Genomic DNA, 12,777 nt, shown 5'->3' with positions numbered 1-12,777 from the left:
ATACTTTAAAAAAGGACTGTTCTTACTGTGCTGCAGCCATTGGCATACGTACAACTTTTACATCATAGTAAGCAATTTTATTATCAAGAATATATTCTGGCATTCCGCCTTGATGTGAGTGAGCATCTTTAAATGCAGCGCTCTTTGTCCAACCTTGGAAATCTTCTTTTGCATTCCAGCGAGTGCTAATTGTTACTTCATCATAATCAACTGTATTTTGTGTTAAAAGAACTTCTAGACCTAAAAAGCCTGGCATCGTTTCAACTTTACCTACTTTATTAAAACGCTCAATTAATTTATGCCCATTTCCCTTTGTAATTTTAGCTGTATTTGTAACAATAATCATGTTTATTCCTCCTATAAATGTAGCTATATTTTCAAGAACTCATATACATCAAATGATAATGAAAATCATTATCATTGTCAATGGTAAATGTGAAATATATAAGTTTTTTTCTATTATTTTGGACAGTGAGATTTTCATTTCAAAACATAGTAAATATGTGGCGGTTAAGTGCGAGAATGAGCTAGTTGTACTAGCAAAGCAATAATATGGTATAGTGAAACGAGGCTGTTTTTTCAGTCTCGTTTTTCAAATGCTTCCTGTAGAGAAAGCATGCAAATGGAAAGGAAGTTATTATATGCGATTAGAAGTAACTGTAAAAATAAAACCGAAATTTATAAAAGAAATTAAAAGTGGATATCCGCTTATTTTAAAAGATGCGATTCAAAATTTAAATGATGTTCGTGAAGAAGGAACAATCATCAAAGTAGTAGATGAGAAGAACAACTTTGTCGGAAAAGGTTATTATGGAAAGCAAAATAAAGGATACGGCTGGATTTTAACGAGAAAAGAGAGTGAACAAATTAATCAATCTTTCTTTGAAAGTAAAATCAAATCTGCCCTACATAAACGAAAGCAATTTTATAAATCAAGTGATACGACAGCATTCCGTGTGGTGAATGGTGAAGGTGATGGTCTTGGAGGACTAATTATCGATTATTATGATGGCTACTACGTAGTAAGTTGGTATAGTGAAGGGATTTACACTTTCAGAGATGAGATTATAGCCGCTCTTCAAAAAGTAGCAAACTTTAAAGGTATTTATGAGAAAAAGCGTTTTGATACGAAAGGGAAATATATTGAGGGTGATGATTTCGTAGCAGGAGAGCGCGGCGAGTTCCCACTTATCGTAAAAGAGAACGGTGTGAACTTTGCGGTTTATTTAAATGATGGGGCAATGGTTGGTGTATTTTTAGATCAACGTAACGTTCGAAAACAAATTCGTGATAAATATGCAAAGGGAAGAACAGTGTTAAATATGTTCTCTTATACAGGTGCTTTCTCTGTATTTGCAGCGCTTGGCGGAGCAAGTAAAACGACGAGTGTTGACCTTGCAAATCGTAGTTTAAGTAAAACGATTGAGCAGTTTAGTGTAAATGAAGTTGATTATGAAGCACAAGATATTATTGTAGAAGATGTATTTCTTTACTTCAAATATGCAGCTAAAAAAAAGATGAAATTTGATATGGTCGTACTTGATCCTCCAAGCTTCGCCCGCTCAAAAAAATATACATTTAGTGCAGCAAAAGATTATAAAAATTTATTAAAAGAAACAATTGCTATTACAGAAAATAACGGTATTATCGTTGCTTCTACAAATTGTAGCGCATTCGATATGAAAAAGTTTAAAGGCTTTATCGATACATCCTTTAAAGAAATGAATGGCAAATATAAAATATTAGAAGAACATTCTTTACCAGAAGATTTCCGTACCATTGATCAATTTAAAGAAGGAGACTACTTAAAAGTAGTTTTCATCGAGAAAATTAAAGGTTAATAAAGAAAAGGAGCTCGAGTTTACTTGAGCTCCTTTTCTTATTGAACGATATTTTGTACTCTACCGACTTGTCCGTCCTGCAATCGCACTTTAATGCCATGCGGATGGGAAGGGGAGTTTGTTAAAATATCTTTTACAATTCCACGTGTTAATTTGCCTGTTCGTTGATCTTGTTTTAATACAATATCAACTTCAAGACCGGGCGCGATATTAGAACGTTTTTGTCCGTTCATTTACACACCTGTACGTCTACGTTGGTTGTTTGTTTTCTTTGTTTGTTGGTTTTGTAATTTTTTTGTTTCTTGGCTTTGATTTTTTGCATTTTGACCATTTCCATTTCCTTGCTTTTTCTTAGCAAGTTGTTCACGCATTAAATCAGCTAAGCTTACTTTTTTGTTTTCTGACATGATAAGTCTCCTTTATATAAAGTTAATTATGAACAATCATAGTGAATTTCATCATATCATTGTTAAGGAAGGAAGGGAAGTTGGTTTGAAAATTCATATATTTGTTTCAAGTCTGTAGTAGTTACGATACAATTGAGTTGTTAACGTTTGTAAAAAGGGGATAGACATATGTCACATCATATTTTATTAGTTGAAGATGATCTCTCAATTCAAGAGATGGTGGAAAAGTATTTGATAAAAGAGGGCTTTCAAGTAACAATTGCGTCTGATGGAGAAGAAGGCGTGAACACATATTTAAAAGGTTCATTTGATTTGATTATCCTCGACATTATGATGCCGAAGCTAGATGGCTTAGAGGTTGTACGAATCATTCGAGAAAAAAGTGCTGTTCCGATTTTAATGATGTCGGCAAAAGATACAGATGTTGATAAAGCTGTTGGATTAGGACTTGGAGCAGATGATTACATTTGTAAGCCATTTTCTATGATTGAATTAGCTGCACGTGTAAAGGCAGGTATTCGAAGATCTACGAAATATTCGGCTACAGAAACAACAGAAAAGATGATTCAAATTGGTGATTTAACGATTGATCCAATTAATTTTACTGTGGAAAAAAACGGGAAGCCTCTCAAACTTACTTTAAAAGAATTTGAGATTCTAAAATTGTTTGTAAAAAATCAAAATCGTGTATTTACAAAAGCACAAATATATACACTAATTTGGAACGAAGAGTATTACGGTGACGATAACGTTATTAATGTTCATATGAGAAGGTTGCGTGAGAAAATCGAAAGTGATCCATCTAATCCAGAATATATTAAAACGTTATGGGGTATCGGCTATAAGTTGGAAGTGATGTAATATGGTCAATTTGTTAATAAGTATTATTTTTATATTGTTATGTGTCATTTACATACAATATAAAATGAGAAAAAATAGTAGTAAAAATTTACGATACACATATGAAAAATTAGAAAATATTGTAAATTTACAAACAGGCGAGACGCTACTCGTTATGACAGATGATCTAGAATTGCAAAAATTATTAGTGGCAATTAATCAATTATTAGATGCAAAACAGAAAACGAATGCAGATCATGCAAAAGTAGAAATTTCGATGAGAAAAATGCTTTCAAATATTTCACATGATTTAAAGACGCCACTAACAGTTATTCTTGGATATACAGAAATGTTAAATAAGGATAAAACGATGAATAAAGAAGAACAGCAAATATTACTTGAAAAGGTGCATGTGAAAACACTAGAAGTAATGGAACTGATTCATAAGTTTTTTGATTTAGCAAAACTAGAATCTGGTGACAAGGCAATCGAGATGACAAAAGTAAATATGAATGAAGTTTGTCGTGAGAAGATTTTATCTTTTTATGATTTAGTGACGGCGAAAGGGTTTCAAGTTCATATTGATATACCAGAAAGAAATATATATGCACTTGGAAATGTAGAAGTATTAGGTAGGGTATTGAACAATTTAATATCAAATGCAATTACATATGGAGACGATGGAAAGATACTGGGTATGACGTTAAGAGATGATGAAACGAATGTGTATATAGACGTATGGGATACAGGAAAAGGGATTGATGAATCTCATATTGATAAAGTGTTTGAGCGTATGTACACACTTGAAGATTCGAGAAATAGATTGTACCAAGGAAGCGGTTTAGGGTTAACGATTACGAAAAGACTGGTGGAAGCGATGGACGGGAAAATCCATCTTTCTAGTAAACCGTATGAAAAAACAATTTTTACAATTGTATTAACAAAGATACAGTTTTAGCTTGTAGAGCAGTAGATTCTACAAGCTTTTTTTCAGCGTAAGGAATTTGTAAGAAACGGGTAAGAAAAAAGAGATTTCCGTTGTCTATTATAGAAATATAGAGTATTGCGAAAGGGGAAAGTAACATGACATATATATTAAAAACAAATCAGTTAACGAAAGTGTTTAAAGGGAAAGAAGTTATTTCCGGTGTTAACATGCATGTGAAAAAAGGAGAAATTTACGGTTTTTTAGGACCAAACGGTGCTGGTAAAACAACGATTATGAAAATGATTACAAATTTAATAAAACCGACGAGCGGTGAGATTGAAATTTTCGGTGAGAAGTTAACAGATACATCTTATGAAGTATTAAAGAGAATGGGGACGATTATTGAATATCCAATCTTTTATGATAAATTAACGGCGAAAGAAAACTTAGAATTACATTGTGAATATATGGGCTATTACGATAAAAATGAAATTGACCATGCTTTACATTTAGTGAAGCTGCAAGGTATAGATAATAAAAAAGTAAAAGATTTTTCATTAGGAATGAAACAACGACTCGGTATTGCAAGGGCAATCGTAACAAAGCCAGAATTACTCATTTTAGATGAACCCATTAACGGTTTAGATCCAATTGGTATTAAAGAATTAAGAGACTTATTTAAAATGCTCTGCAAAGAATATGGCATTACATTATTAGTTTCTAGCCATATTTTAGGTGAGATGGAATTAATGGCGGATACAATTGGTGTCATTCAAAATGGAAAACTAATAAAAGAAGTTTCAATGAAGAGTATTAACGGAAAACAAACAGAGTACATTGAAATTACTGTTCCTGATGTGAAGCGTGCAGCTTATATTTTAGAAGATAAACTTGGTATAAAAAACTACAAAATAATGAGTGGAAACATGATTCGGGTTTATGAAGTGGCGGTGACACAGCAAGCCATTTCCAAAGCACTTATTATGAACGATGTGGAAATTGAAAGTATTAATAAGAAACATAGTTCCTTAGAAGAATATTTCTTAAATGTAATGGATGGAGAGGGCATTCATGCTTAATGGACTGTGGCTGAACCTGGTAAGTGGATTTATCGTAATGCTAGTAAGTGGAATTTTATATTATAGAAAACCAGAGCGGAAATGGTTGTTAATCCTACTAGTGATAGGAATGTTAAGCTTCGTTACTGCTGGAATTAGAATGTTAGCAGCGTAGAGACAGGTATATAAAGAATGGAGGCGTGGTTTATATGTTTAAATTAATGAAGCTCGAATGGAAGAAACATCAATTATCTAGTTACTTTAAAAGTGTAGCAATTTGTATTATAGCAATTTTCGCTGCAGTAAGCCTTATGGCATGGGGAATGAAAGCCGAGGGAGACGTGCTCTTCTTTGACTTCACACAGAACATGGCTTTAGTAAATATTTTTATTAGGATAACATTCATTATTTTTAGTTCAGTCATTTTATCACGTTTAGTAATTGATGAGTATAAGAACAAAACGATACAACTATCATTTATGTATCCGCTACAAAGGAAAATGCTAATGAGTGCGAAATTAACAATTGTTTTCTGTTTTTGTTTTGTGAGCACGATTATCGCGACTTTCATTATTAGCTTGCTCGTATATTTTGTGAGTCCAATGATGGGACTGATTGAAACACCTGCTACGATAGGTGAAATAATAGCTATCGTTCCAGGTACTATTATAAGTGCATTTATGATATCTGGTATAAGTTTAATTCCTTTATTTTTTGGAATGAGAAAGAAATCGACACCGACAACGATTACTTCAGCAGTAATAATTGGCTTGCTGATTAGTGGTAACTATGGTCCTGGAAACGGTCAAGTAAGTATGTTTGATTTTATAGCTATCCCAATCGTGCTCTGTTTATTAGGAATTTTCATTAGTTATCTATCGTTTCGTAAAATCGACAAGATCGATGTGGCGTGAAGCAAGCTTAAAACGAAAACGAACTGGGGTATGAATAGTGAAAAAAATAATAGTAATTGCAATATTATTCATTACAATTGCTAGTGCGGTTTTTGGTTTTAAGATATTTCAGGGGAAAGATTTTAAGAAAGAAAAGTCTTTTGAGATAAATAATATAAAAGAAATAGAAGTAGACAATGAAAACTGGAATCTTGAATTTAAAAGTACAGACGCTAATAAAATAATAATTTCCGCTCAAGGTGAACAAGCAGATAAAGAGATAGATCCCGTCAAAATAGAAAATGATGAAAATAAAATTATGGTTAAGCAAAAACAAGAGGCGAACAAATTTTTTAATGGTTTTACGTTTAGGAAGAAGAATAGTATATGTATAGCTATTCCGAAGAAAGAAATAGATAAAATTGTATTAAATAATAAATCAGGTGATGTGAAAATAAGAGATATAGTAGTAAAAAGTATCGTGACGAAAGGCAAATCTGGGGATGGAATGATTGTAGGACTATCAGCCGAGAAAGGTGAATTCATATCGCAAAGTGGAGAGTTAGTTGTAAAAGATAGTTCAGTACAAGAATTAAATATAAAGTCTACGACTGGTGATAACTATATAACAAATGTAAGTAACTCAAATATGAACATCACTTCAACATTTGGGGAAGTATTGCTGAAAGATATGACAGAAGGAAAATCATTATTTATAGAAACAAAATCAGGGGATATTGGCGTACGGTATAAAGGTGTCCCGGCATCATTGAAGCTTATGGCTAAAAGTAATTCGGCTGACGTAATAGTGGATTTAAAAGAACTTAAGAAAGATAAAAATACAGACAAAATAAAAGTAGGAACGATTGGTGATGCAAAAAACAAAGTGGAGATTTTAAGTAAGACAGGGGTCATTTATATTGATTAAGTCTTAGGAGGAGGGAGGACTATCATGCTACGTCTTATGAAGCTAGAACTGAAGAAAATTAAACTTGGCTGGTACGTGAAGAGAGCAGTAATTGCAAATCTTGCTATACTGGCATTATTGATTTTTGTTAGCATCGTTTCTCAAATAGAGGGAGATCCAGAAATAAGAGATCCGCAGGCCATTTTGTTAATGGCTAGTTCAATAGTGAGAGCAACATTTATTATTTTTGGTGCTGTACTAATAGCTAAGTTAATAATTGATGAATATAAAAACAAAACAATATTATTGATGTTTTCTTATCCAATTAATCGAAAGAAAATAATGATTAGTAAGTTGGCTATTACAGCAATATTAACATTCATAACAGTTATTTTATCTAATATTTTTGTAGTGGGAATTTTCATTGGAATAGATAGTTATTTTTCGATTCTTCCTAATTCATTCGCAGTAGATCAATTGATTCAAGAAGGGATAAATCTCGTTCCTTTAGCCATTGCCACTGCGGGAATAAGCTTAATTCCTCTATACTTCGGGATGCGTAAACGTTCAGTGCCAACTACTATTGTTTCGTCTATTATCGTTGTGCTAATCGCAATTAATAACCCACCAATATTTCCTATAGCGACCTTTCTTCCTCTTCAATTCGCATTTGCAGTGATTGGTGTGGCGATTGCTTATTATGGAATTAAAAATATTGAGAGGGAAGATGCAATATAAAGTTTCACATGAAACAAGTTACAGAAAAAGACAAGATGTGTAAACACCTTGTCTTTTTCTGTTGTTACATTTTAGGAGCTTCCATTCCAGCCGTAGCCCATTCTTCTTTTGCGGGACCATATACGCCAGGAACTGTTAAGCCAGCTTGTCGCATTAAAACCGTCATTTGCCCGCGGTGATGATTTTGATGATTAATAAGTGTCATTAAAAATATAGAATTCGGCATAGGGCGACCAAAGAAGTCATTAATAGTTGCTAAATCTTTATCAGTCCATTCGCTTTGAAGTGCTTCAACAAAAGCCGCGTTCACTTTACGGTACTCATCTGCAATTGTTTTTGCAGAAGTAGGAACAGGATAATCTTTCGTTTCGCCTTCAAACTTTAGCCCTGTGCCAGATAGTATAACAGGAATTGCCGTCACGATATGCCAAGCAACTCTGCCTAACGTCCAATGTCCAGGTGCAATTTCCTGTGATAAAGATGCATCGGTTAATGAATCAAGTATTTTCTGAGTAGACTCTGCTTCGTATGTCCATGATTGCAAGAAGCCTTCAATTGTTTGGTACATTATTGTTATCCCCCTCTACTTATGTTCATAGATTAAGTTCGAGAAGAAATGACAAGTTCCCTTTATGTTTTAATGATGGTATTTAAAATTTTATATATAAATTTTATGATACTATTGAGTGTATATAGAATTATATTAATTTAGGGGGATATTATGAAAAGATTGATTTTAGGAATCATAATTTTATTTTTAATGGTAGGATGTAGCAATGAAACCTATAAAAAAGCAATGGATCAAGGGAAATTGGCGTTAGCGAGTAAAGAATATGACACGGCAGTAGCATCATTTGAGCTAGCATTAGAAGAGAAAAAGGATGATAAAGAAGCAAAGGTATTAAAAGACCAAACTACTAAGATGATAAGTTCGATAAAAGAGAAATCGAGTGGAAATATAGAACAAGCAATAGGTTTGTTTCAAGAAGTAGAAAAGATGAAAGATGGTTCCGCAATCCTTCAAAGTCAAGCGAAAGAACAAAAAGATTCGCTCATAGAGCATAAAGAGTTAAAAGGTCAATATATAGGTCAATTGGAAAAGGCAGAGAAGTTAAAGAATGATAAAAAGTATGAAGAGGCTAAAGGGATAGTAAATAAAATTGTTAACGATACTGGCCAAAATCAACAATTTATTTCGGAAAATCAACGGGCCGAAGAGCTGAATAAGCAAATCGATGGCTTACTAACTCAACAAGCAGAAGTTAAGGAAAAAGAGGAAGAGTTAAAAAATGAAAAGAAAAAAGAGGATGATATTGGAAAGTTAAAAGGGTCTTGGATGTCATCAGAAAGTACAGACAGGCCAGTTGGGTTGGAAATAGAATCTATTAATAGTGAGAAAACAGGCGGAGAATTTATGGAACATAATATTTTTGGGAAAGGGACTACTATAGGAGACTTTCGAATATTAAGTGTGGACCAAGGGATTATTTCTGTAGAGCTTGTATTTTTAGTGGGGGAAATAAAGCATAAGGCTGATTTGAAAATTGAGGAGAACACATTAACTGTATATCATGAGTTTATGGGGAGTACTGAATCTGTGAAATTAGTGAGATCAGAGTAATTTATCCGGCTATTCGTCGGACAGTAAAACTTCCACCTCAAGATTCGGCTGGAGCAAAGAAGTTAGGTGGGAGATTCACTGCTCATAAAAGCCCGATTGGTGTGGGCTAATAATTAGCGGGGATGAAGAAAACCCCCACTAAAGAAAGTTAATTAAAAAGGAGGCTTCTAACAAGAAGCCTCCTTTTTAATTAACTTTCTTCCCACTCTTCCTCATCAACCATAAGAAATAAGGTGCTCCAAGTACAGCGACGACAAGACCAGAAGGAATTTCTTTCGGATATGCAATTGTTCGGCCGAGTAAGTCAGCAATGGAAAGAAGAATTGCTCCAAACAGTGCTGAGCAAACGAATAGTCTTTGATGGTTCATACCAACAACAATTCTTGCTAAGTGAGGTGCGACAAGGCCTAAAAAGGCAATTGTACCGACAGCAGCGATATTTACTGACGCAAGTAGTGTCGCTAGCACAATTAGAGCAAGACGTGTTTTATTTACTGGTTGCCCAAGTCCAGTTGCTAAATCGTCTCCCAGTACGAGAACGTCAAGTTGTTTTATTAAGAAAAAGATAATGAATACAAGAATTAGAGATGGATATAGAATGATATTTTCTAAGTGATTCCACCCTCTTGCATACGTACTGCCAGATAACCATGTTAAAGCAGCGGCAACATTCAAATTGGCTCTAACGATAAAGATTTGAATAATTGCTGAGCCAAGCGCAGAAATACCAATCCCTATTAAAGCGAGAGCTGTTGGACTAAATCCTGATTTCCAAGAGAAGAAGAGGACAATTCCAACTGCAAGTAGTCCGCCAATAAATGCACCAATTGGTAGGAAGAAACCAGGAAGTGCAGGAAAGACATACATAATCGTTAAAGCACCGACACCAGCTCCCGATGAAATACCAATAATAGAAGGATCGGCAAGTGGGTTTCGTAATATACTTTGGAAAACAAGCCCACTTATTGCAAGGCATGCGCCAGCAATAGCAGCAACAAGCATTCTTGGTAAACGAAGATTCATCATCATATTTTTGTCAAATTGTGTTAATTGACCTGATATAACATTAGTAATGCTTTCGATATAAGCGTTACTACCGATTGTAACACCAAGAGCAATCGTCACAATACAAAGTGTGATAGATATAATGATTACCTTTTTATAAGAGTAATAGCGGGAACTAGCTCCAGCTGCATTCGCACCGTTATCATTCATATATTGTTTCGATTTCATCATTCGATACACTAAGTAAATAAGCCAAGGAGATCCAATCATTGCTGTGACTGCCCCAACAGGAAGTTCTGCACCGGTTGGATCTATTAATCTACCGACAACATCTGCTCCAAGCAATAATACTGCCCCCCATAAGAAAGAAGAGAGAAGAAGAGTAAAGTGTTGACGGTATCCGATAAGGCGCATTAAATGAGGTGCAACTAAGCCGACAAAGCCAATTGGTCCAACAACAGTAACAATTACTGCTGTTAAAAAGATTGCAGCAATGAAGGCGATAAGACGTGTTACTGCTGTTTTTTCACCAAGAGAAATAGCAACATCATCACCAAGTAAGAGAATGTTGAGTTTACGAGACATAAATAGTAAAACTAGGAAAGAAATAATGATAAATGGAAAAGCAAATTGAACGCCATCCCAGTTATTTTGAATAAGAGAGCCAGCTCCCCATAAAAATAAACCAGCTGTTTCATTTTCATAGAAAAGCTGCATCGTTCCGGTAAAGGCAGAGAGCATTAATGTAACGACCATACCAGCTAATGCCATTCTAAGTGGGGTTCCCTTTTTTCCACCAGAAATACGGTATACAAATAAAGCAGTAATAGCACCACCGATAAATGTGAACAGAAGAGAATTAATTTGTAAATCTTTCGGTAAGAAAATTGTAGCCGCTACTAGAAAGAAATATGCGCCAGAGTGAATACCCATTGTACTGGATTCAGCAAGTGGATTTTTCGTTAACGTTTGTAAAATAACCCCTGATGCAGCAAGAGCGCCTCCAGCTAAAATGGCAATTACAGCTCTAGGTAATCGAAGCATAATTAAAGTTTGATGTTCTAGTGATTGGTTCGGTGAGATAAGAGCATCAATAATCATACTATAGGAAATGTTTGCTTGACCTTGTCCGATATGAATAAAGAAAAGGAGGAGCAAGAGAGCTGCTCCTCCTCCGAATACAAGACTTGCTCGAAGTGTATGTTGTAAGCTATTCATTGTGTAATCACTTCTTCGCTGTCATTACATCTGCTACTTGTGTTGCTAAAGATGTTGCAGACTCAGGACCACCGAAAATCCAAGTGTCGCCTTTTAATTTATACATTTTGTTTTCTTTTTTGAACTTTAATTCTTCCCAAGCAGGGTTGCCTTTTAGTTGCGTGTCAAAAATGTTATCTTCATCCGCTACAATGTAAATGAAGTTTGAATCTTGTACACTTTGTAATGATTCTACAGTTGTTTGTTTAAAACCATCTGGCTCAGATTTTCCTGCTTCAAAAGTATTTGTTAGACCTAATTTTTTTGTAACTTGTAAAGCTAAAGAATTGTCAGTTAAAATACGGAATGTTGGTACGTTTTTAGTAGTAAATGCTTGTGCCATTGCGATGTTTTTATCTTTTAAGTCTGCTTTCTCAATTTTTGCTTTTGCATCAGCGAATGCTTTATCCATATCAGCTAATACTTTTTTACCTTCTTCTTCTTTTCCAACTGCTTTTGCAATTTGTTTAAATGTTTCTGTCATTTCAGCAAAGTGATCGTTATTGCTTGTTGATGGATCAAACATAACTGTTGGTGCAATTTGCTCTAATTCATTTTTAATTGCTTTACCACGGAATGAAGCTGTAATAATTAAGTCTGGTTTTAAACGGCTAATTTCTTCTAAGTTTGGTTGTTGACGTGTCCCTACATCTACAACATCTTTACTCGGTTTTGTTTTTGTATTTACCCATTTATTATAATTCTTAATGTCTGCCATCCCTACTGGCTGAACACCAAGTGCTAATAAGTCTTCAGAATATACCCACTCAAGTACAACTACTTTTTTTGCTGGTTTATCTAACTTCGTTTCCCCTTCAGCGTGTTTAATTGTTAGAGCTTGATTTTTATTGTCCGCTTTTGTTTCTTTTTTCTCCTCTTTTTGCTGTCCGCATCCAACAGCGAATAGAAGAACTACTATGAAAATACTGAGAATTTTCTTCATCTTCTGCCCCCAAATTAAGTGTTTTTTGTAACTAGTACCATAAGTGAAAATGGTTATCAATTACAACACCCAAATCATACTATGAGGATATTTTAAGTGTCAATATATTTTTAAAATTTTGACGAAAAATAACGAACTATACGGATTTTTATATATTATAGTCGCTATTTATGAAGAATAAGCCTCTTTACTAAAAATATTGGCGAATGTGGAAAGTTTAAATGGGAAAGTGGCTGTGTACGATAGTGTAATGTGTATTGTTAATAGTCTGTGGAGATAAGGCGAAAGTACAAGCAAAAGGAGAGTGAATGGCATGTAATAATTACTAGAATGTATGGA

General features: G+C 34.3%; 15 protein-coding genes. 9 read left to right on the top strand and 6 right to left on the bottom strand.

Translation table 11 applies throughout. From position 1 onward, the window contains the following. Positions 1-22: 22 nt before the first annotated feature. Positions 23-346, bottom strand: coding sequence for a heme oxygenase (isdG, locus tag V7S45_RS22450; protein ID WP_000587818.1), 324 nt, complete (start codon positions 344-346; stop codon positions 23-25). 295 nt (positions 347-641) lie between these two features. Here isdG and V7S45_RS22445 point away from each other — a divergent pair, with 295 nt between their 5' ends. Continuing rightward, positions 642-1,841, top strand: a complete 1,200-nt coding sequence (locus tag V7S45_RS22445) for a class I SAM-dependent rRNA methyltransferase (protein ID WP_088345210.1) — start codon at positions 642-644, stop codon at positions 1,839-1,841. Between the two features lie 38 nt (positions 1,842-1,879). Here the strand turns inward: V7S45_RS22445 and V7S45_RS22440 are convergent, their stop codons facing one another. Both V7S45_RS22440 and V7S45_RS22435 read right to left on the bottom strand, forming a co-directional pair. After that, positions 1,880-2,074 carry a YwbE family protein gene (locus V7S45_RS22440; protein WP_001014310.1) on the bottom strand — a complete coding sequence of 65 codons (195 nt, stop codon included), beginning with the start codon at positions 2,072-2,074 and terminating at the stop codon, positions 1,880-1,882. Next, entirely contained in the window at positions 2,075-2,248 is a 174-nt protein-coding gene (locus V7S45_RS22435; protein ID WP_001293578.1) for a hypothetical protein, read from the bottom strand. A 168-nt stretch (positions 2,249-2,416) separates the two neighbouring features. Between V7S45_RS22435 and V7S45_RS22430 the strand changes: the two genes are divergently transcribed. The 7 genes from V7S45_RS22430 to V7S45_RS22400 all read left to right on the top strand — a co-directional run bounded on the left by V7S45_RS22430 (position 2,417) and on the right by V7S45_RS22400 (position 7,612). Next, a complete protein-coding gene (locus V7S45_RS22430; protein ID WP_000018056.1) occupies positions 2,417-3,109 on the top strand; it encodes a response regulator transcription factor in 693 nt (230 codons plus the stop codon). 1 nt (position 3,110) lies between these two features. Then, positions 3,111-4,046, top strand: a complete 936-nt coding sequence (locus V7S45_RS22425; protein WP_000247684.1) for a HAMP domain-containing histidine kinase — start codon at positions 3,111-3,113, stop codon at positions 4,044-4,046. Between the two features lie 125 nt (positions 4,047-4,171). Then, positions 4,172-5,095, top strand: coding sequence for an ABC transporter ATP-binding protein (locus V7S45_RS22420; RefSeq protein WP_000221069.1), 924 nt, complete (start codon positions 4,172-4,174; stop codon positions 5,093-5,095). Further along, a complete protein-coding gene (locus V7S45_RS22415; protein WP_000931817.1) occupies positions 5,088-5,249 on the top strand; it encodes a hypothetical protein in 162 nt (53 codons plus the stop codon). The genes V7S45_RS22420 and V7S45_RS22415 overlap by 8 nt, the downstream gene beginning before the upstream one ends. A 34-nt stretch (positions 5,250-5,283) precedes the next feature. Further along, on the top strand, positions 5,284-5,988 hold the full coding sequence (locus tag V7S45_RS22410) for an ABC transporter permease (protein ID WP_000475549.1): 705 nt from the start codon (positions 5,284-5,286) through the stop codon (positions 5,986-5,988). Between the two features lie 37 nt (positions 5,989-6,025). Then, complete coding sequence (locus V7S45_RS22405; RefSeq protein WP_088345208.1) at positions 6,026-6,895, top strand: DUF4097 family beta strand repeat-containing protein; 870 nt, start codon at positions 6,026-6,028, stop codon at positions 6,893-6,895. Positions 6,896-6,919: 24 nt separating this feature from the next. Beyond that, the gene (locus V7S45_RS22400) at positions 6,920-7,612 is read left to right on the top strand and encodes an ABC transporter permease (RefSeq protein WP_000945198.1); all 693 of its coding nucleotides are present in this window, start codon (positions 6,920-6,922) and stop codon (positions 7,610-7,612) included. 64 nt (positions 7,613-7,676) lie between these two features. Here the strand turns inward: V7S45_RS22400 and V7S45_RS22395 are convergent, their stop codons facing one another. After that, complete coding sequence (locus V7S45_RS22395; protein ID WP_000284968.1) at positions 7,677-8,180, bottom strand: DinB family protein; 504 nt, start codon at positions 8,178-8,180, stop codon at positions 7,677-7,679. Between the two features lie 153 nt (positions 8,181-8,333). On the opposite strand from V7S45_RS22395, the gene V7S45_RS22390 reads away from it, so the two are divergent. Beyond that, a complete protein-coding gene (locus V7S45_RS22390) occupies positions 8,334-9,233 on the top strand; it encodes a hypothetical protein (protein ID WP_088345206.1) in 900 nt (299 codons plus the stop codon). Positions 9,234-9,419: 186 nt separating this feature from the next. Here V7S45_RS22390 and fhuB read toward each other — a convergent pair whose 3' ends face one another. Continuing rightward, complete coding sequence (fhuB, locus tag V7S45_RS22385; RefSeq protein ID WP_001087088.1) at positions 9,420-11,456, bottom strand: Fe(3+)-hydroxamate ABC transporter permease FhuB; 2,037 nt, start codon at positions 11,454-11,456, stop codon at positions 9,420-9,422. Between the two features lie 7 nt (positions 11,457-11,463). Further along, positions 11,464-12,438, bottom strand: a complete 975-nt coding sequence (locus V7S45_RS22380) for an iron-siderophore ABC transporter substrate-binding protein (protein ID WP_088345806.1) — start codon at positions 12,436-12,438, stop codon at positions 11,464-11,466. Positions 12,439-12,777 lie beyond the last annotated feature (339 nt).

Source organism: Bacillus sp. BR3(2024), assembly GCF_039134555.1.
Lineage (GTDB): Bacteria > Bacillota > Bacilli > Bacillales > Bacillaceae_G > Bacillus_A > Bacillus_A cereus.
The sequence above is the reverse complement of the archived record's forward strand: the minus strand, read 5'-3'. Positions and strand labels throughout refer to the sequence as shown.

Excerpts from the sequence above, each read along its gene's own strand:
- isdG (WP_000587818.1), bottom strand. The coding sequence starts at position 346 with ATGATTATTGTTACAAATACAGCTAAAATTACAAAGGGAAATGGGCAT.
- V7S45_RS22445 (WP_088345210.1), top strand. The coding sequence starts at position 642 with ATGCGATTAGAAGTAACTGTAAAAATAAAACCGAAATTTATAAAAGAA.
- V7S45_RS22440 (WP_001014310.1), bottom strand. The coding sequence starts at position 2,074 with ATGAACGGACAAAAACGTTCTAATATCGCGCCCGGTCTTGAAGTTGAT.
- V7S45_RS22435 (WP_001293578.1), bottom strand. The coding sequence starts at position 2,248 with ATGTCAGAAAACAAAAAAGTAAGCTTAGCTGATTTAATGCGTGAACAA.
- V7S45_RS22430 (WP_000018056.1), top strand. The coding sequence starts at position 2,417 with ATGTCACATCATATTTTATTAGTTGAAGATGATCTCTCAATTCAAGAG.
- V7S45_RS22425 (WP_000247684.1), top strand. The coding sequence starts at position 3,111 with ATGGTCAATTTGTTAATAAGTATTATTTTTATATTGTTATGTGTCATT.
- V7S45_RS22420 (WP_000221069.1), top strand. The coding sequence starts at position 4,172 with ATGACATATATATTAAAAACAAATCAGTTAACGAAAGTGTTTAAAGGG.
- V7S45_RS22415 (WP_000931817.1), top strand. The coding sequence starts at position 5,088 with ATGCTTAATGGACTGTGGCTGAACCTGGTAAGTGGATTTATCGTAATG.
- V7S45_RS22410 (WP_000475549.1), top strand. The coding sequence starts at position 5,284 with ATGTTTAAATTAATGAAGCTCGAATGGAAGAAACATCAATTATCTAGT.
- V7S45_RS22400 (WP_000945198.1), top strand. The coding sequence starts at position 6,920 with ATGCTACGTCTTATGAAGCTAGAACTGAAGAAAATTAAACTTGGCTGG.
- V7S45_RS22395 (WP_000284968.1), bottom strand. The coding sequence starts at position 8,180 with ATGTACCAAACAATTGAAGGCTTCTTGCAATCATGGACATACGAAGCA.
- V7S45_RS22390 (WP_088345206.1), top strand. The coding sequence starts at position 8,334 with ATGAAAAGATTGATTTTAGGAATCATAATTTTATTTTTAATGGTAGGA.
- fhuB (WP_001087088.1), bottom strand. The coding sequence starts at position 11,456 with ATGAATAGCTTACAACATACACTTCGAGCAAGTCTTGTATTCGGAGGA.
- V7S45_RS22380 (WP_088345806.1), bottom strand. The coding sequence starts at position 12,438 with ATGAAGAAAATTCTCAGTATTTTCATAGTAGTTCTTCTATTCGCTGTT.